Annotated in this window: 12 protein-coding genes; 4 read left to right on the top strand and 8 right to left on the bottom strand. The window is 40.0% G+C overall.

Annotated features, from left to right (window positions below; translation table 11 throughout):
- Positions 1-129 precede the first annotated feature (129 nt).
- The 6 genes from QL989_RS07020 to QL989_RS06995 form a co-directional block, all read right to left on the bottom strand.
- The gene (locus tag QL989_RS07020) at positions 130-8,817 is read right to left on the bottom strand and encodes an Ig-like domain-containing protein (RefSeq protein WP_290169309.1); all 8,688 of its coding nucleotides are present in this window, start codon (positions 8,815-8,817) and stop codon (positions 130-132) included.
- Between the two features lie 59 nt (positions 8,818-8,876).
- The gene (locus QL989_RS07015) at positions 8,877-9,701 is read right to left on the bottom strand and encodes a sulfotransferase (protein ID WP_096793458.1); all 825 of its coding nucleotides are present in this window, start codon (positions 9,699-9,701) and stop codon (positions 8,877-8,879) included.
- 6 nt (positions 9,702-9,707) lie between these two features.
- Positions 9,708-10,409, bottom strand: a complete 702-nt coding sequence (locus QL989_RS07010; protein WP_198522238.1) for a tail fiber protein — start codon at positions 10,407-10,409, stop codon at positions 9,708-9,710.
- Positions 10,410-10,440: 31 nt separating this feature from the next.
- On the bottom strand, positions 10,441-11,367 hold the full coding sequence (locus tag QL989_RS07005) for a hypothetical protein (protein ID WP_198522239.1): 927 nt from the start codon (positions 11,365-11,367) through the stop codon (positions 10,441-10,443).
- The gene (locus QL989_RS07000) at positions 11,354-12,604 is read right to left on the bottom strand and encodes a hypothetical protein (RefSeq protein WP_198522240.1); all 1,251 of its coding nucleotides are present in this window, start codon (positions 12,602-12,604) and stop codon (positions 11,354-11,356) included. Before QL989_RS07000 ends, QL989_RS07005 begins: the two co-directional genes overlap by 14 nt.
- Positions 12,605-13,146: 542 nt before the next feature.
- Entirely contained in the window at positions 13,147-14,208 is a 1,062-nt protein-coding gene (locus QL989_RS06995; protein WP_198522241.1) for a phytanoyl-CoA dioxygenase family protein, read from the bottom strand.
- Positions 14,209-14,344: 136 nt separating this feature from the next.
- On the opposite strand from QL989_RS06995, the gene QL989_RS06990 reads away from it, so the two are divergent.
- From QL989_RS06990 to QL989_RS06975, 4 genes are all read left to right on the top strand, one after another.
- Positions 14,345-14,866: a hypothetical protein gene (locus tag QL989_RS06990; RefSeq protein WP_138606259.1), complete on the top strand. Its 522-nt coding sequence runs from the start codon at positions 14,345-14,347 to the stop codon at positions 14,864-14,866.
- 51 nt (positions 14,867-14,917) lie between these two features.
- Positions 14,918-15,823, top strand: a complete 906-nt coding sequence (locus tag QL989_RS06985; RefSeq protein ID WP_290169300.1) for a phytanoyl-CoA dioxygenase family protein — start codon at positions 14,918-14,920, stop codon at positions 15,821-15,823.
- Positions 15,824-15,912: 89 nt separating this feature from the next.
- Positions 15,913-16,710, top strand: a complete 798-nt coding sequence (locus QL989_RS06980; protein WP_290169297.1) for a hypothetical protein — start codon at positions 15,913-15,915, stop codon at positions 16,708-16,710.
- A gap of 182 nt (positions 16,711-16,892) precedes the next feature.
- On the top strand, positions 16,893-17,279 hold the full coding sequence (locus QL989_RS06975) for an MmcQ/YjbR family DNA-binding protein (RefSeq protein WP_054202136.1): 387 nt from the start codon (positions 16,893-16,895) through the stop codon (positions 17,277-17,279).
- An 86-nt stretch (positions 17,280-17,365) separates the two neighbouring features.
- Here QL989_RS06975 and fadJ read toward each other — a convergent pair whose 3' ends face one another.
- Positions 17,366-19,558: a fatty acid oxidation complex subunit alpha FadJ gene (gene fadJ, locus QL989_RS06970; RefSeq protein WP_290169294.1), complete on the bottom strand. Its 2,193-nt coding sequence runs from the start codon at positions 19,556-19,558 to the stop codon at positions 17,366-17,368.
- Positions 19,558-20,868 (bottom strand): acetyl-CoA C-acyltransferase FadI, encoded by a 1,311-nt coding sequence (fadI, locus tag QL989_RS06965; protein WP_290169292.1) that lies wholly within the window; start codon positions 20,866-20,868, stop codon positions 19,558-19,560. Before fadI ends, fadJ begins: the two co-directional genes overlap by 1 nt.
- Positions 20,869-21,163 lie beyond the last annotated feature (295 nt).

Raw genomic sequence — 21,163 nt, 5'->3', positions numbered from 1 at the left:
TTTTTTGATTGCGAGAAACATACCACGAACTGAAGAATCTTCAATAGAAACAAAACAACTTAGTCATACTTTTTAAAAATATGTGGTTCAGCGCCGCTAATAGCGGCGCTGATCACACTACGCATCAACTTAAAAGCGTACTTTTATTCCTGCTGATAACTCACTTACATCATTTTTTGAAACTTTATAATAAGTATACTTTAGTAATAATTCAGTCTGTTTATAAACCGAATAACCTAAAGCGGCACCTATATAAGGTTTGGTAGCGTGTTCTTTATACTCTAAGGGAGCTCCATCCGTGATGCTACTTTGTATTTTATACTGATGACGATAAGCGCCTAAAAATACCTTTGTACTTAAAGATTCAGCAAGCATCTGTCGGTAACCTACTTCAGCTGCCACCCCTTTTGGTAACACCGGTACAAAGCGTGAATAATCTTGATGTAATTTATCTGCATCAGCTTTCACTGTTTGGGCAGTTAAATCGGCTCGACCTTCACCTAAATCAATATATCTTATAGCGACTTCCCAATTGGGTGACAGGTCATAATAAGCGCCAATTGACCAGCTAGTATCAGTATCATCAATAGAATCTAAATTAGCCTTGTTGTCCTTAGTTGCTAAAGAATGCTTTGCTTTAGACTCACCTAGCGTGGCCTCAATCGACCATGTATCAGCCATTGCACTGGTGCTAATTAAACAACTAGTCGTTACTATTGCAAAGCTTGGAAGTATTGATCTTCTTCGACTAATAACAAGTACTGAAATCAGTAATAAACCCAAACCTCCCATACTTCCTCCTGATGACTTATTACTGATGGCCACTGATTTAACAGCGCTAACCGTCACTTTTACTTGTGCTGTAGACTTTGCACCTTTGCTATCTTTTATTGTGTAATCAATAATATCAACACCGTCAAAGCCGCTTTTAGGTATGTATTGTAAAGTGCCGTTAATGTTAATTGTTACTGTGCCTTGAGCTGCAACTGCATTAACGACAAATAATTCATCACCATCAATATCTGAATCATTACGAAGTACATCTATTTCTATCGATGTGTTATCTGTGGTTGTTGCCGAATCAAAAACAGCTGTTGGTGCATTATTTATAACTAAGTTAACTTTAACTTGGCTGTTTGATGTGCCCCCTTTGCCATCACTAATACTATATTCAATAATCGCAACACCAACAAATCCAGCTGGTGGGGTATACAGTAACTGCTCATCAACAATACTTACATCACCAAAATCAGCCGTCGCGCCGCTTAAAGTAAGTGTATCGCCGTCCAGATCTGTATCATTTTTTAATACATCAATAGTCGCCGATTCCCCTGCACCAATTGTTATCTCATCCTGATTAGCCTTAGGAAGCTGGTTCGATGTACGAATAATTGCAACACCGCCTGGATCGACTATCGTTCGGTTCGCTTTGCCATCGTCATCATTAGGGCCACCATCAACAATTTGTAATTGTACACACCATGCACCTTCAGTTAGCCCTTGCGTCCACTCACTACCTCTTGGTGGAGGGCAATAACCAGGCTCACCTGCTGTAGAAAGTAATTGGTTGTCACCAGATGTATCAAAATCAATCCACTGTCCCTCTTTTAATTTTCTGTAAACAGAGTTTTGTGAGATTGGTTTTCTTTGCGGTATTACTATGCTGTAAGTATCTCCAGCATTAGGTAAACCTGTTGCGATAAAATCAAATAGTCCGCCTGTATTTACCGCGCCTTCATCTTCAGGTAATTCACTATCAAGCAACTGAACACCGCCCATTGCATTTTGTGAAACTGTAACCCCTTTTCTAACGCAAACGCCCGGCTCGCCTTCTACTAAGAACTTATCACTGTCTTTAACTTGTTCTTGCATGACATTACATTCACTGATTGCATCTAAATAATCAGGAATGCCATCACCGTCATTATCACCGTAACCTTCTTGTGCATCTGGGATAAGGTCACCATCGGAATCTTCCTGCCCTAGCGCCTCAAGTGAGGTTAATACTTCAACGTAAACATCTTTTGTTGTTGAGAGACTTGGCTCGCCAGAGTCTTGCGCTGTTACCGTTACTTTATAAATACCAGGAGTTAGTGATTGTGTTGAAAAAACAAATTCGTTTTCATTTGCGCTTGTATTAAGGAGTTTATTATCCTCTGATACCCACTTTAACGTTACGTTATCGTTCGGATTTGCATCCTGAGCAACAGCTTTAATCGTGACAAGATCATTACCTATGGTAACAAGTGATCTTTGTTGAGAACCTTGTGTAATACTGGTACTAATAGTAGGTGCTACATTATTTTCAACAATAGTGATTGTGGCTGAAGACTTCGCACCTAAATTTAGTGTATCTGCCAGTGTAATTACAACGGTTTCATTGCCTTCCGTTTCGGAGTCTGCATACGTTGTAAAATTAACTTGTCCCTGCGTGCCACTGTTAATAACCAACTCTGACGACACTAAATCATGATCAGAGCTATCAGCAGTACCCGATACTTCATAGGCAATCGTCACTGGATAACTGGGTGCTTCACCATTTAAAAACACATTAAAGCTATGTGTTTTATTCTCAGCTATTTCGCTATTTTTACTAAGCGAAATAAGCGGACTCACGTTTACATTTTGCGTTGCGATTGCTTCAAGCCCGCTGCTGTCTACTGCTTTCCAGTAAACTAAATGCTTACCTGGCGCATACAACAAACTTGGGTTAACTAATGAGACTGCTAATTTATTACCTTCGCTATCCATTGCCGAAGGTACACCTAACTTGACCTTTGTAAACAACCCTTTTGCATTAACATCAATATCAGCCGGTGTTTCGATGGTTGGCAAATTTTCTGCTTGATTATTTAACGTTAATGTTGCTGTTGTTCTACTCATTTCTTTATCAGGGTCTTCAATCAAATAATTAATTTGAATGGTCCCTTTGGTGCTTGCCTGGGTCTGATAAACCAGCGTTCCCTCTTCAATTTGCACTGTTCCCACGCTAGCGTTAGCACTAACAATTACCAATTCATCGTCATCAACATCGGTATCATTAACTAACACATCAAGTGAGTAGCGATTATCAGCGTTGCTATTTAATGAATAGCTATCTGGATTAGCAATTGGCGCATCATTAATGGAAGCCACCGTAAAATTCACTGTAGCAATAGCAGATTTTTCCTTTGTATCATCTGCAAGATAATTAAAACTATCAGGGCCAAAATAGTCTGCATTAGGTGTATAAGTGAATGTATTGGCTTGCTTGGTTAATGTACCAAATTGAGGCTGCGACACAGCGCTAATTGTTAGTGTGTCTAAGTCTGTATCTGTAATATCAGGGGAAAAGCTAATATTAGAATCTTCATCAAGCTCTAAACTTAAGTTAGGTGCAATCGGAGCACTATTTGTTGATACCACTTCCAAGTTAAAAGGTGACAGGCTTGCCTGCTCGCTACCATTACTAACAGCGATAGTAATGTTTGGATAAAGCCCTACATTTGCCTTAGTGGGCGTACCCAATAAATTACCTGTTGCAGTATTGAAACTAGCCCAACTAGGCTTGTTAGCAATGCTAAACGTCAGTGCTTTATTTTGTGGGTCTGTTGCCGAAGGGGTAAAGTTATAAAGCTCATCTTGATTTACTTTTGTAGCTGCTGTGCCACTGATCTCAGGGGTAGTCGGTTTAGGCGCTTCAATTACTGTTATAGTAAATGATTTTTTAAAGGTTTCGGCACTGTCATCTGTTTGCACACAAACCGTATAAGCGCCCAGTGGTAATGCCGCTTTGGTTTCTAACGTGTTGCCATTTATTTGGAAAAAGCTATTGCCCGCGCTTGTGGTACAACTACCCGTTGCAGCTGATGTAGATGAAACTAGCGAATAAGTATGACTGTTCGAATCAGCATCCGTAGTCGTTAATACTCCAACATCAGCACCTGCCCCCACAACTGATTCACTAATCGTAGAGCTTGAAAGGCTGATATCAGTAGGCGCATTATTTTCACCCACTACGATTACTGTAGAAGAGCCAAAACTACCAATTGCTCTATCTGCGCCACCATTAGATGTACCGCCACTGTCTTTTATTGATGTAAGTGTAACAACTCTATTGTCGGTGGTAGGCGAATCACTGGTATTTTTATACTGTAAGAACGGCACATAACTTTGCCATACTGCAGCTGAATCTGTTGCGGTAACCGTTACCGTTGCCGTTGAGCCACTTAACATAACCGTGTAGCTAAAGTTAACGGCTCCCGAATAAGTACCCGATGCATTATGCTCTAAGTTGATAAGATCGGTGCCAAATTGAAGAAACTCATGGCCCGTATCTTTTACATTAGTAACTGTTAGTGATATTTGTTCAATATTTTGCCCACTCTCAACCGTGCTAACAGCAGCGGAAGAGAAGATAGCCACTGCTGAGCCATTTTCTGTAAAGGTTGGGTTAGCCCCGATTGCTGATACTGTAGGCGCATCATTAACAGAGGTAATACTGACTGACGCTTGATTAGTACCGGTGCTTTGAACCGCGCCATCATCAAATACATAGTCAAGCACAGTTGCATTTAAAGGCACATCTGAGTTGTTGGCATAGGTAATAGCTTGCGCAACAGAATCTACGATTGCAGAAGTGGCATTACTATTAAATGTTAGCGTTAAAGTGCCTGCCGAGTTTGTGGTAACAGTCCCTATATTATTAGCATTGTAACTAAATGTACTTCCCTCAGTTAATGTACTGAGTAGTCCCGAATGAGCAAATATATCTTCTGTACTTGCGCCATCGCGCCGGCGAATAGTCAAGCTAGCATTGTTGTAATCCCCTGCGTTGCTGTTAAGTGCATCAAGCTCAGCATCTGCAATTGTCATATCGCTATCTATTATCACTGCACTGCCATTTTCGATAAATGTAGCACCGCCATTAAGCGAACTAAATGTGGGTGCTGAGTTCGGTGAAATAAAAGTAATGATAGTATCAGGGCCACTATCAGCAACCGTAAAGGTAAGGTCGTTGCCTGGTGCGTTTGTAAGAGCAAGAGTTAGCTCAGAAATGTTAAAATCAGTGGCGTTGGTATCTACTTCTAATGTACTTGTGCCATTAAAACGTACGTTACTGGCTGAAAGCCCTGTAATACCAGCAATAGTAATACGATCGCCTGCGGCTAAATCGGTAATTGTATCGCCTGATAATTGAGATGAGCTACCTACAAAATTATCATTACCTGCGTTACCTGTTAACGTATCTGTACCAGCGCCTGGGCGTAAAGTATCGGCTCCAGAGCCACCTTTAAGTACATCATCACCACTAAAATCTGATGAGGTCATTGTTAAAATGTCAGCGCTAAATGCACTTGCATCTAGCGTCACTGCAGCTGTAATAGCACTGCCACTAGCATTAGAAAAAGACACAACGCCAGCATCAGTATTAAAATTATCGGTTAAGGTGATAGTCGTGTTGCTGTTAGTGCCGATTGCCAGATTTTCAATACCCGATACCGTGGTGCTGGAAAAATTAAAAATACCACCATCCATAAGTTTTAGCGTATCAGCGCCAGCAGAGCCTGTAATGGCTGTATTAAAATCATTAATATTATTAACATCAATTGCTACTGTTGCAGCAGAGGCTAAGCTTAATGTACCAATATTAAAGAAGCCCCCTCCTGTGACATCCGCGCCATCAGATACGTTAACAATATCACTTGCTGTTGCGTCGCCTGTAAGGGTACCAGTGTATGCACTAGTGCCTATTGCAAACGTAACAACATCAGTAGCTGAAGTAGCATCCACATTGGTGTTACTGCTTGAAACTGTAATGATTCTAGTATTAGTGCTGTCATCACCCACGCTATAGCTTTCAACACCTGCTAAAGTAGTAAAATCGCCATCTCCGCTAATGGTAATAGACTCTGAGCCTGGAGCCGTGATTGTGCCTGAAAATCCTTGGTGCTGGCTGGTCGTCATGTTAACTGAAGCACCAGATGCCAAGGTTAGGTTATTTATATTATTTATGGTCCCAGCTGATATATTTGCACCATTACTTAAACTCAGTGTATCTGCAACAGTATTGTCACCGGTAATGATTCCAGTAAATGTAAGTGAACCTAAATCAAACGTAATTGCATCAGTCGCAGAGGTTGCAGTTACAGAGTGGCTAGCATTAGTGACAGTAACCGAGCGCGTATTCGTACTATCGTCATTTAAGGTATAACTTTCTATTGCCGAAACAGTACTTACATTACCATCTCCTGAAACAGAAATTGTCTCAGTGCCACTGCCTGATACTGTGCCAGAAAAACTCGCAAGCTGAGATGCGCCTAGGGTGACTGTGCCACCAGCAGCAACCGATAAATCTTCAAACCCGCTGACTGTCGCACCTGATATATTACCACCGTTGGTAACAACCAAGGTATCGGTACCAATTCCGCCCGCTAAAATACCCGTCGCACTCAGTGCATTCACATTAACCGTGTCGTCACCACCACTACCGGTTAGATTCTGTGATGCATTGCCTAACGTAAATGTATTCGCTGCACTCAACACATACGTTTCAACCGAACTATTACCAGTTAGGCCATCGGTCGCGGTGCTTATGGTAATTGAATCAGTGCCACTTGCTGTTATCGAAGGAAAGCTGTCGTGCTGCGCCTCAGTCATCGTCACTGAAGCACCACTATTTAATGCTAAAGACTCAAATGCACTTACCGTGGCATTACTAATATCAGCACCGGTGCTCATTTGCAGTACATCGGTATCGCCGCCGCCAGCAAGCGTACCTGTCACGCTCAATCCAGCAATATTAATAGTATCAGCATTGCTACTACCGGTAACATTTTGCGCGGTCCCAGCTAAAGTAATATTAAAAGCAGCATTTAAAACATACGTTTCTATGTCTGCATCTGCAATTACGCTGCTATCACCATCTGCACTTGCCAAAGTAAATGTATTTGTTCCAGCGCCATTTATCGTTGTAAACGCATCGTGTTGCGACTCGCTGAGCGTTAATGAGCCGTCATTATAAGTAGAGAGCGTTTCAAAGGAGGTTAAACTGGTAAATTGTGTGAGATCACTACCATCTATAACAATAATCTCATCTGTACCATCGCCACCCTGGGCTGTAGACCCTATAATATGGCTTGCTGAAGATACAGTTAAAACCTCATCATCACTACTAAACGTTATTGCCGGATTTAAATTTGTACCATCTAAGGTGCTAAAACCCGCTGCTGTAGAGCTAGCTGCTGTAAGATTAGCCACTGAAATTGTCGCTGTACGGCTAGTACTGTTTTCAGTGCCATCATTGATAACAACTGACACTGTCCGCGAAGTTGTGTTGGGCGACGAACTGGTATTGTTATACGTGATTGCTTTAAGGAAAGTGGTAACTTCAGCCGTTGTTGCAGTTGCACCTGTAATAGAAATTGTGTCTTGTAAACTAATATCTGATGCACCACTTACACCCCCAAGTGCATTTTGCGCACTGGCAGATACATTAAGACCTTCTGAGGCGCCATCTTGATCATTTGTTAATGCAACGGTTATTGTTGTTATTGAGTCGCCATCACTATCACCGGCTTCAGCATCGGGTGCAATCACGGTAGCAGGGCTGCCTTCAGTAAACGCCGAAAAACTCCCTGTACCTGGAATCCCACCATTTAAATCAACAACAGGCGCTGAATTAACAGGAGTTGAAGACAAGTTAGTGATGGCAAGGTTGTCAATTTTTAACCAGCTAAGAGTAGAGTTATCAGAATAAGCTATTTTTAACCATTTTATTTCTGTAAATAACGCACCAGAAGCATTTATAGTCTCGCTGCTACCGCTCGGTAAAGTCCCGCTATCCGCTACGCCTCCTTTATCCGTTGTTAGCCGTATAACTCTATTACTACCACTTGAGTTATAAACATATAAACTAGATAAATCAAACGTTTCGTTATTTGTAAAATATATTTTACTGTATGTCTGAGATGATGAGCTTGTAGATATATAAACATAGCCCGCTGAAAAATTATATAAATCTTGACCCCCACCAGCCCCAGACTTAACTTTTATGCTGTAGCTGGTACCCGGTATTATATAACTCTTATTATTAGCGTATCCCGTAGGTATATTATCAAAATTCAATGTACCATCAAACGCTAACACCTCAGAAAAGTCAATCAAGGCTCGCTCTGAAAATGGTCTATCAGCAAAATCGACATCCCCTTTAACTATTTCTAAATCCCAATCTCCGCCTTTATGACTATTACCGGTTAAATCGTTAGAAGCGGCTACATCAAGCTCCGTTGACTGACTAAAGAGTGTTAAAAATTGATCGCCTTGCAGACCCTTACCAATGTCACAGCCATAAAAAAACACATCCCCACCAGGTTTTACAGCCCCCTTAAATACCGCCATTAATTGTGGGTTACTTTCAATAACCGCAGTATTTATTTGGCTGTTACCTAGTTGTAGCTCTCCACTGCGCCCATGAGAAAATATACTCACGCTCTCTAACTGCTGGTAACGACCAAGCAACTCTTCAAGCTGATTTATACCTGATTCATCAGCATTGAGTTCAACAATCTCTGTCTCTGCATTTAAATCGCTATAAAATAAGGCTTTATCAGGTACTCCCGCATCGATAATGACTAGATGGTTAACACTGCTTGCAGCAGTTAACACAAGATCATCAGCCTTTGCCTTAAATGAATTAATACTTGGCACTATAAGTGGAGTGAGTTTAAACTCTGATTGCACTGGCACTTGTACACTCTGTGCAATGCCTGCGGTTTGAGTGAGCCCTAAAACCGAACCGACAACAATAGAAATAGGCGATAAGGAGAATTTCAGCATGTATTCAATCCTTTAATATATTTATGGAGAACAACGTTTTTAATACCATAACTGGTAAATTAAGGTGTTTTTTGTGTTATTAAACTTGCGTTACTGCCTTGTGGTTCTAACCAAAAAGCCATATCACTGTATTTTTTAAATAGTTCTGGGGGGAGTACAGTTTTACGCCCAGTAAAAGCCACTTTATTTTTCACTGTATGTAAGCCATCTGCACCTAAGTTTTTATCAAATTCACTGGCGTTATATGTTACATTTTCAAAGTCATGCGCAAAGTTCGGTAAGCCTAAAAACTGATAAATTAGAGCCACACTCTTTTCAGGTTTACTTACGAGCAAATCGTAGTCGATCAGTAATAACTGATCCGAAAACTCACCATAAAAACCTTCTTTTAGCGCAGCCCAAGCACTACCAAAAGGCCCTTGATTAGACGCAATGTGCTCACAGCGGGTATACACGTTTTGTCGTGCTGCGGGGGAATAAATACGGCTAAATTCAAGACTGTTTTGCCTATAGACACGTTCAAAACTGTCCATTATCCAAGCTGGATTTCTGACTAAACAAATCACTTTAAAATCATTACCAAATAAGGAATTTAAGATATTAAGCTTTGCAGTCCACAGTCTATTGGTATCAAAAATAATGGGCTTTTCAACATCTTGGTAATACCCAGACCAAACTCCATGACATATATTCAAGCGCTGCGCTGAGCTTATGCTACTAGCAAACTCGCTCCCAGCTCCCATTTGCTCAAGTAAACTAGTAACAAAACCAGCTACAGGGGTTGACATATCGGCATGAAAATCGGGGTTTTGCCGTAATATACCAGCCAATAATGTTGAACCAGTCCTCGGTAAACCAGCGATAAAATGATAATGACGCGACATAAATAGTTAACTCCGACTCGGATAAATCCCTTGCATGGCGATGATATAATGCATAGCAACAAATGGTGACTGAGAATAAAGCGATTGGCCACCACCATGTAAATTAACGATACCTGTTAAACTATTCGCGGGCAGAGTTAGGGCAATGTTATCTTGTGCTGGAACATCAAATGTATCAACTGTCACATTACCAATACTGATCAATGAACTTGGTGCCGTAGATTGATATATTTTTTCTTGTTTATCAGGCCCACCACCAGCAACAACCGTAGCAAGTACTGCACCTGCTGTTGGTTCTCCACTATTAGCATCTTGTGTTGTTGCAATGTTTGCAGATCCCGTTACTCCACTTATCGTCTGCCCAGGAATACTGACAGAAACTGACTGTGCAAAACTTGGCAATGCAATCGCACTTTGCATCGGTGGCAAATTATTAGATGTAATTTTACTAAATTCTCTTCCGCCAAGCTGGCCCCACTCACGACTGGACAAGCCAGCCCCACTACCAACACCTACCGGTGTACGTCCTCTGATATCTGGTAACGCCATTGACGAACGGCCGTCACCACCATAAGTAGTACCAACAAGTGAAAAAAGGGCGGTATTTTGAGCAATACTCAATAGCTGTCCTGCACATATAGCCCAACCTCTAGGGGCAAAATTTCCTGCAAAAATCTCCACTTCGCCTAAAAATGGGTCTGCGCTCATAACGTATTTCCTTTTAAAATAATTTATATAATTACAATTGCATACCAGCTGTAATATTAGCTAAAGATGCAAAACGATAACCTGAAATACACCCAAACTGACATGAAACAATATCTAATGCCACTGAGCCTTGTTTAGTCTGCACAACTAACCCTTGTGACTTGTCAATACTTAAGACCGTACCAGCTGGCTCTGTGAATGAGGCTTGATCAACAAAGGATGCTTGTAGCACATTAAAATCACCAAATTTACCCGATAAAATAAAGCCACCATAAAGCGGGTTACCCGCTCTTGCCGCCGCGACTAAATCAACCGCGCTGTACTGTTCAAAAGACAATGTTAAATTATCATAGTTCAGGGCTGTCGCGACCTTGATTTGTTCAATGTCGGTATCTGATTGCCAATGCAAATTATCAAATTGTTCGAAGAAAATACTCAACACTTGTGGGATTGCAGATGCAACGCGAATAGCAAGGCTTTGATAAGTATCAAATGGATGAATGGCTATACTCTGCTGTAACGAAAATTGTAGGGGGTGTTCGCAGCTTAAGCGATAAACAGTTAGTAACAAATTATCTTGATGCTCTCTAATTTGCCAGTAGAGTGGATCAGTACCTTGATAATCTGATAACTTTGCAGGGTAAATTCCATAAGCATTACCATGAAAAAAATCAATAATCGTTTGACTTTGAGTTCCCGCATTAAAACAGCTCAAGGCCATTGATACTTGCCAATCATCAAGTTGTGCAAGCAACGTATCATCATTATTCCATACTGAAAATTGTATATTTTGTGATGTGCAATGTGCTTGCAATTGACCAATTTCGCTTTGCATGTTATTTGTTTGCGTTGGCACTAATACTACAGCGACTAACAACTGGCGCTGTATCAACATATCAATCGTAGGTATAGATAAACAACTTGAAGTAAATAACACTACCTTGCTAATTTGCTCCATAGTGTACCTCTTCGTCAGCTTTCGTCGGCAAAAAACCTGTCAAACCGGTAAGCTTATAATAAAAATCTATTTTATCTTTTTTTGTAAGTAATAAACCATCTACTGCGGGGGCCTTAGGTACAAAATCAATACATACCGAAAACATAGGCAATGGATGCGTAATGCCTGACTGATATTGCTGTAACCAATGCCCATTATACGTCATTACTTCAGCGTAAAGGACAAGCGTTAGTTCACTTACATCAGTGGCTGTTTGAGGAATAGAAACTGTGTTACAGCGTACAACTTGTTGTTCTCCAAGAGCAATTATGTCTAGCGTGAGCAAACTATGACGATCAAGAGTTAATATATTTCCCAGCTCAATTCTTTCATTCAACGTATCTTGATTTAATATCGGATTCGCAGCATCGCTTTGCGGTTGCAGCCACTGTTCAACATATTCTCGTTGGCAATTAACTAATGCAGCATTAACCATGATTTTACACGGTAACATTACTCCATGATGGCTTAGTTGAGAGGCAAAGTTTCTGCATATACTCAAATGAGCTTCTTTAGAAAAACCATGCTGAAATGCCTCAGCAATAAAAATATCAAACGCTTTGTTACCTTTAAACAAAGCAGCATCAGCCTCGTAAATGCCATCGATATAGTCATTAAGTTGCAACTCATTAACTAACACCTTGAGAGATTTGATCGCTCCAGGTTGAATATCGACTAAAGAAATGCGTACTTTTTGTGGTGAAATAATTTTTTGCTGATCCATATACAGCAAAATAGGTAATAATAACGGGGCGAATGGCCCACAAGCTGGGTAGACAATATTTATTTGCGAATCCCGTTGTTGTAAATCATTAATAAGCTCAAAAATCCCTTTGTAGAAACGGGTGTTGCGATGTACATCTTTTATTGTTGTTGTGCAGTTTAAAACCGACATCACTAGGCCATGTTGATTAATATACTGTTTTGTCATTTCAACTTCATGCAATTGAGCTTGCCTAAGGACTTTTATTGCTTCTTCGTAAGCGTCAACAAAAAGTTTTTCAATTAACACAGCATCCTCTCTTTCAGTCAGTGCTTGATCTGCGATTGCTAAAAAAGACTGCTGTAGAGTCAACGCTGTAGCTGGTTGCTGTTTAAGCAAACTAATTTGATCGCGCAGTGCTTGATTAAGTAACCCAGTTACAACTGGCTCTTCACTAATACATGCGGCTGACTTAGACAATTGATGGTGTAGCACCACACACTCCTTATAATTTATAATATATATTTCTTAGCGTACAATGATGTAGCAATTAAACTGTGAAGCCATCCATTTTATCAATATTACTGATTGCACAACTTGATCATGTATGGCCTCAAAAGCGTTCACTAATTAAAGGTGTTCAACTTGGGCGTTGTTCAGTTGTTAATCTAGATTTTAGAAGAGACTCAAGCTGGGTACGTATTGAATGTTTTAATAGCTCATCAATGTGGGGGGCCGCATATTCCAAACTCGCTGTAGACTATGAATCATGTAGATTCATACTTAAGCACTCCTTTACACCAATCCTACCATGAAAAAACACGTCGCAAATTAATATTACGTTCAGTAAGTAGATTAACTCACAAGACGTAGAATACAACTTTTTAATTCTATTATTTTTAATAGTCGCTTACTTGAAAAGTCTATCTACTTATTTTTAACAATAAGTTATGTATAATTTTGGCATAAGTTAAAAATAAAAAACATTACACCCCATTACACAGCATTACTTATTCCCTATATCGAGAGCTGTTTAGCTACTTATTTAATGGAGTCATATTTATATATTGTACAATTCGAGGTGTACTCCCCTTATTTGAACAACTACCGTGCGGTAATGTATGTCGCCATACAATTAAGCTACCTGCTTTTGCAGCTAATGGAGTACTGTGCCATTGTTGGCAATTAAAATGATGTGGATTGGTATTTTTAGGTAAACTAGCAAGCCAGTTGTCTATTTTTTTATGAAAGCCAGGTACACAACTGAATGCACCTTGTTCAGCGGCAACGTCAGTAAGGTATAGTAATCCTTGCGTTGCAAATCTGAGCGGTTTATTAAAGTTTATATCCCAGTGAAGATTTGGCCCAGGAAATCGCCAACTTTCTGTCTGAGGTGGATTAAAACTAAGCCTATCAGTGCTTACAGTTAAATTGTTTTCACCCCACAATTGCTCAAATACATCTCGCACCTGAGGCTGATGCCGAATAACCTGCATGGTTATATCATTAAAAATTTGTACCATAATTCCCTGTTTAAGTTCATGATTTCGATACCATGAAACAGGATTATGTTTATCCATATTCAAACGTTCATATACCATGTTACAAACGTCTTCACATAGCGTTTTTTCCACTAGCTCAGGAATAATAACGTAACCATTATCATCCCAGCTTTGCCACTGCTGCGATGTTAGAACGTAATGACGAGGCTGATTTAGCAATATTTTTTGTTGTTTAAGGCCCTTTTGCTGGAAAAATGCAGCTATCTTTTCATTTAACTCACTTTTAGCCGTCTTTGAAATAGCCATACCATAATGCTGCTCTACCCAGTTTTCGAATGTTAAAAAACTATCACTCGCAAAAATAGACTCTATTGTCGGTGTGAGCCCTAAGCCTAAAATATCCATGATCATCACATCGAGTGACCATTCATCTTCTATTATTTTTTTATCTGCACAGCCTTGCTTTTGAAACTGTACTTTGTGCCACATTCGCTTTAATTGAAATAAACCTAAACGCCCAGTTTCGTTATAACAGGGCAATATGCTCTGCATTGTTGTTTTCAGAGGAGGTACTTTTACTCTCAATTCATTTTGCATAATAACTCCTTTTCGCGCCTGATTTTAGACAAGCAAAACACCTTAAATTGATTTATTAACGCTGACTAAACTTAGTTAGAATAGAGTGCTATATTATTGTAAGCAACAATTGTAATTGCTAAATACAGGGAGTGGCATGGACACTGAGATTGAAAAAATTCTCGCCTTTCTTACTCATATCGGAATAAAGCACCGGTATCAAACCTTAGACGAAAGAACTTTTTTGCCCGGCCTTAAGCTAGAAAAAGGCGTTTTATTGCTTGATTTTGTCAATGGGTTCTATCCTGGTGATATCCTTCATGAGGCTGGGCATATTGCTGTCTGTGAGCCAATTTTTAGGCCCCTATTAGATGCTGACTTTTATAAGAATGGCTTGCTTGCGGGCAGAGAGAAACAAGCTATGCACGCAGAAGAAATGGCTGCGACAGCTTGGGCTGTTGCAGCAGCTATTCATTTGTCATTATCACTAGATATTATCTTTCATAAAGATGCTTATAAAGGTGCGAGTAAGACGTTAAAGCATGCTTTTGAAAATGGGAATGGTTTTGGGTTTCCATTATTACAAGCATGGCAAATGACTTGCCCAAACAAAGGTTACCCTGTAATGGTCAAGTGGATCAGAGACTGTCGCTGGATAGAAACGCTTCCAAATATATAGTTTGCAAAAAATGGATGAACTTTGTTTAAAATAAAAAGGACAATTTAATTTATGGAAATATCCTCAAATAAACATGACTTTTTCCTAAAAAACGGTTTTGTTCACTTTGAAAATGCACTTTCGATAACCTTACTTAAAAAGTTACAACGTTTTTCAGATAAATTAGAAGCATCAGCACTAGAGAATTTTCACAATGGGCAACTCAATAATCAATGTTGTATCTCAACAGACTCAGGTGTGCCTCGTCTTTTTCGTTATAACGACTTACTATTCGAGTCACCTGAATTAATAATTGAACTATTAGCTAGCCCACCACTCATCGAAGTTTATAAAGAACTGGTAGGAGATGGCGCAGTCCCCTTGCAATTAGATGTAGCTTATAAATACCCGTACCCACACCCTCATATTACCTGGCATCAGGATGCTCCTCATTCTAGGCAATATCCTTATTTAAATATTGGTATATACCTTGACAACGCTCTTTTAGAAGATGGCTGTTTACGCTACGTACCAAATACTCAGCATAAAATTTTAGATATTTACGCACTTTCCAATCAATACGGGTGGGATATTCCTAATGTAGTACAACAACCCGCTAAAGCAGGTGACATCATAGTTCATGACATAATGGTTTTACATAGTTCAGGAGTAAAGCGCAGCCAAGGTGCAAGAAGAACACTGTATGTTGAATTAAGGCCAATTTTAGGGATTACCGAAAGTGGAAAACAAACTAAGGAGTGGGCCGAACTGAGAAAGCAATGGATGGCACATGTAATTAAAGCGGCAGATCCAAACAGTATTCCGCAAGCTTGGCATGAATTTTACGGCGAACCTAAATACGATTTAAGTACCTTGGTTAAGCTCATTAAAGCCAAGCCTGAAGCACCCATCCCTTCGATTCATGCCCATAAAAATGTAGTTCATCCAAATTACCCTACTCCCAAGGATTTACGCTAAAATCACATATAATTTGAAAGTATTCATTTTCCATTAGGGTCTGATGACCTTTCAGGACTAGAATTAAACAATCACTCAAAGGAATATACGTGCTTAATGAACACTTTACACCAGAACAATGTGCATTGATATGTGCTGATCTAGCTCATTTACGCTTATTAGCTGATTTAAAACTTGCACCATCAATTCCTTACTTTGCAGAAAAACCTTACCCTATTGGCCGCTGTAGAGAAATACGCGATGAGGTATTTGCACTACTGCAAACGGTATTACCTACCACTAAAAAACCTGGGCTCAGTTTATTAAAAAATCTAATTGTACAAGGTAGCTCTTTACAAAAAGCATGGGGCTCACTGCGAGATGAATACTTTCAAAACGCATTGATACTTGGTCCTTGGTATATTGATGTTGCTAACGACACCGTAAATGCCAATAAACCTAGAATAGAGATTTTATCCTTAGCTACATCAAACTTTACATCAATAAAGGATTTTGCTCAGTTTGTAAAAATAGCTCGTCGCTATTGGAAGGTTGACGTGTATAGAAATGATGTATGCCCAGCGCTTGCGCCTTATATGCCACTTTTATGTGTGGGTACCAGTGGTACAAGTTGGCTTGGGGCTGCAAACGACGATATGCTCAATGTCGCTATTAATAGCAACTTTGAGGAGTCTAAACGTATTTTGGACTCTTTGCCCTGCGCGCCAGTTAAAGTCAAAGAGCGCTGGAAAAAAGTATTGAGCAATTTCGACCATAATGATTTTTTATTAAGTGTCGGAGAGCCTGTCTCGTATTGCACTACGTATAGTAAACACTCGTACCAAACAGACCTGACAAAACGTGATGCTGCTGTTACTGCATACTTGTCTTTGCCTAAATCTGTTTAGCCAGTGCTTAACAAAAAAACTTTATTTACATTTCCAGTTCCAACATAGTTACTGGTTTAACTAACTTCCAATATATTAGTCTATAAATTAAGAAATAATAAGCTCAAATAATATTTCATGCCACAAAGCTAATGAAAAAATGCTATGGTTAAGATATCGATTATGACCTCAAGGAATGGCTCATGAACCAACAAACTGTACATACTTATTTAATGAACAAACCGTTAGTTAAACTAACGCAACCTTTTGCTAAAGATGTTGATGTATATAAAGTAAACCATAAGATGTTCGCCACCCTTGCACTGAGCAATGAGGGTGAAACCGATGAAAACGGCGAACCTATTTGGTGGCTAAACTTAAAGTGCGACCCTGATGAAGCACAGTCATTACGAGATATTTTTCCTTCGGTGATTCCAGGTTATCATATGAATAAACGCCTTTGGAATACAGTGATTTTAGACGGCTCAATACCACAAGGTGAAATTGAGCGTATGATTGATAATTCATTTAATTTGGTGGTCGACAACATGCCAGATAAAGACAAACAGGCTATTGAAGCCTTACTGTAAATAAGCGTATATATCTCTATATTTTCTGATTATCAAACATAAAAAAAGCCGCATAATTTGCGGCTTTTTTACGTTAACTTAAAACATTAATCTTTGTGCTCAGTCATCTCATTTTGAGTATCAGTCGATTTATCATCTGACTGATCTGACTCAACTTCAGCTGTTTTAGTGACTGTAGTGTAAAACTTATCGCCTTTATCAGCCATTGCAACCAGTGATTCACAGGGTGCAAAAATGGCATTGCTGTTAGCCAGTGTAGACATATCAGAGCTTATTTTACTCGCACCTAATTTGTCCATGTAGCTAAACGGGCCACCTAAGAACGGTGGGAAACCAATACCAAAAATAGCACCAATATCACCATCACGCGGGCCTGCGATAATACCATCATCTAAACAACGAGCCGCTTCATTAAGCATTTGTGAAACACAGCGCTTAGCAATTTCGTTTTTATTTAAACGTGGGGCTGGGGTTACACCTAGTAGCTCATAGACTGACTCATCGACCTTTTTGCCTTTCTTGTCGTATTCATAAAAACCGCGCCCTGTTTTACGACCAAGACGTTTTGAATCAATCATGCGCGAGAAAGCATCAGGCCCTTTAAAGCGCTCACCCAATTCTTTTTCAAGAATTGGCGCAATTTTAGATCCAATATCAATACCCACTTCGTCCAGCAGTGCCAACGGTCCAACCGGAAAACCAAACTCGACTAAAGCCGCATCTATTTTTTCAATCGGCTCACCAGCAAGCATTAAGTTAGCCGCTTCATTAAGGTATGGCGCTAAAATACGGTTTACATAAAAACCAGCCATATCTTTTACTACAATTGGCGTTTTACCTTGCTTACGTGCAAAGTTAACTACACGAGCAATGGTTTCTTGTGACGTGCCTTCGTGAGGAATGATCTCTACCAGTGGCATTTTCTCTACTGGCGAGAAATAATGTAAACCAATTACATTTTCAGGGCGTTCTGCTTTTGCTGCAATTTGCGAAATAGGTAATGACGAAGTATTACTTGCAAAAATAGTATTCGCTTGGCATTGCTGCTCAACATCAGCAACCATACCTTGCTTAAGCTCTAAATCTTCAAATACCGCTTCTATCACTAAATCTATGTGCTTAAAGCCGCTGTAATCCGTAGTGCCAGTAATGCGGTTCATGGTTAACTGCATATCAGCTTTAGACATAATACGGCGCTTAAGGCGTTTATCTAAGATTTTGTATGTGTAGTTCATGGCATTACTTATGCCCTGCTCTGCCACATCTTTAATACGTACCGGCAATTTAGCCTTAACCGCACTTACATGAGCAATACCTGCGCCCATTAATCCGCCACCTAACACAGCAGTTTTACTAATCGCAGGAGCGTCATCGTTGCGCCATTCTTTTTTCATTTCAGTGGTTGCAAAGAAAATACCGCGAAGTGCTTTAGACTCATCACTCATTACTAACGTAGCAAAGCCTTCGGCTTCGGTTTTATACGCTTTCATTTCATCAAGCTCTACGCTTGCACGAACCGCTTTAATAATCGCAAGCGGCGCTGGGTAGTGACCACCGGTTTTTTTAAGTACGTTTTCTTTAGCTTTTTTAAAGATAAAGTTACGACCAAACGGGTTTGATTCTAATAACTTGCTGACCTTATCAAGTTTAGGCTCTTTAGCTTGTGGCTTTTTCTTCGCAGCAAACTCTTTGGCCACTTTTAGCAGTACGCTTTGTGGAACACAATCATCCAATACACCGGCTTTTTTAGCTTGTTTTGGACGAATTTGCTTACCAGTTAGCATCCACTCAAGGGCTTTTTGAATACCCACGATTTTAGTTAAGCGTTGTGTACCACCACCGCCAGGCAATAAACCTAGTTGTACTTCTGGTAAACCAATTTTAGTTAAATCGCTATCTGTACCAACGCGATAATCACATGCTAAAGCAAACTCTAAACCACCACCTAAAGCAGCGCCGTGAATAGCACTAACCGTGGTATACGGTAGTTTTTTCATATCAAAAAATGCTTGATGGCATAACTCACTAATAGCTAATGCATCTTCGCGTTTTTCAACGTTGTCTAGCATTTTTACATCAGCACCGGCAATGAAGTTATCACTTTTGCCACTAATAAATACCATACCTTTCACTGCATGCTCTTTAGCTTGTGCTAATAATGCTTTTAAATCATCAGCAAAGCTGTCACGCAGGGTATTCATTTTTTCACCCAGCACATCAATGGTTACCACGGCTATTTTGTTATCATCAACCGTTAAATTAAATACTGAATCTGTCATTACGCACTCTCCAATACAAAGGCTGCACCTAAACCACCCGCAGCACAGGCAGTCGTTAACGCTAAACCACCGCCACGACGCTTAAGCTCGTATAAGCTTTGTGTAATTAAACGCGCGCCGGTTGCCGCAAATGGGTGACCATAAGCGAGTGAACCGCCGTTAACGTTAAACTTATCCATGTTAATTTCACCTATGGCTTTATTACGCCCTAAGTGCTCTTGTGCAAATTTATCTGAAGCAAACATTTTCATATTCGCTAAGGTTTGCGATGCAAACGCTTCATGCATTTCAATAAGGTCTAAATCAGCTAACGTAATACCTGCTCTATCAAGCGCGATTGGTGTTGAGTGGGCAGGCCCCATTAGCATGTCTTTTTCTACGCCTATAGCTGAAAACGCAAAACTGCGTACGTAGCCTAATATTTCGTAACCCAATGCTTTTGCTTTGCTTTCGCTCATCATTAACACTGCAGCTGCGCCATCGGTTAATGGGGTTGCATTAGCGGCAGTCACAGAGCCGTGCTGACGGTCAAATACCGGTTTAAGCTTAGCGTAGCCTTCAACCGTTGAGTTTTTACGAATATTGTTATCTTCTTCAATAAAGCTTTTATAAGGCGGTAAGTGTGCCGTCATTACTTCATCTTTTAACTTGCCATCGGCCCAAGCTTGAGTTGCTAATGAGTGAGAACGATGTGCTAAAGCATCTTGCTCTTCACGGCTAATATTATGGGTTTTAGCCATTTGCTCAGCTGTTTGTCCCATTGATAAACCCGTTGAGTACTCAGCAACCGCTGGCGGTACTGGCAATAAATCTTTTAAACGTAGTTTTGAGAATATTTTTAAACGCTGACCAAGCGTACGGGCTTTGTTTAAATCGACTAAACTGCCGGCTAATTTTTTACTTACACCAATTGGCAATACAGACGATGAATCGGCACCTCCAGCAATACCCACGTTTACAGAGCCTGCCATAATAGATTCGGCAACATTTGCAATTGCTTGAAAGCTAGTTGCACACGCACGTGACACTGAATATGCATCAACGCCAACTGGCATACCTGTACCTAATACAATTTCACGTGCAATATTTGGCGCTTCTGGCATTTGTACTACTTGACCAAAAACCAGTTGATCGATTTCTGACTTGTCGAAATTTAATCGCTCAAGCATTTCATTAACTACTAGCTTACCCATATCCAATGCTGGTACATGGTGAAACGCAGTTGCTTGCTTAGCAAAAGGAGTACGTAGGCCGCTTACAATGGCAATACGGTCGCCTTTTGGTGTTTTAAGTATGTTTTGCTCAGACATTTATTATTCTCTCCCGCTGACAGGTCAGACCTGTATGTTTTCCTCGATTCTAAACAACCCGTGTGATAAAGCCAATAGATAAACGTAAATTAATCATAAAGCGCCATTGTAAATCACTACATACATTGTGTAAGGGTAATACAATAGGCTTTTTTAGCAGGTTTTACAAAGTTTTGTGTTAGGCTAAAAAGCGTTAAAAAATAACGAACTATTTTCAAAAAATCAGTCTAACTCTTGAGTTATCCACTTATAAACCTTATAACTAGCTCAGTATTTGTTACCTAACCACTTTAGG

Origin of the sequence: Pseudoalteromonas sp. APC 3224 (assembly GCF_030407535.1) — a bacterium.
Taxonomy (GTDB): Bacteria; Pseudomonadota; Gammaproteobacteria; order Enterobacterales; family Alteromonadaceae; genus Pseudoalteromonas.
Note: the sequence above shows the minus strand (reverse complement) of the source record. Positions and strands in the feature narration are given on the sequence as shown.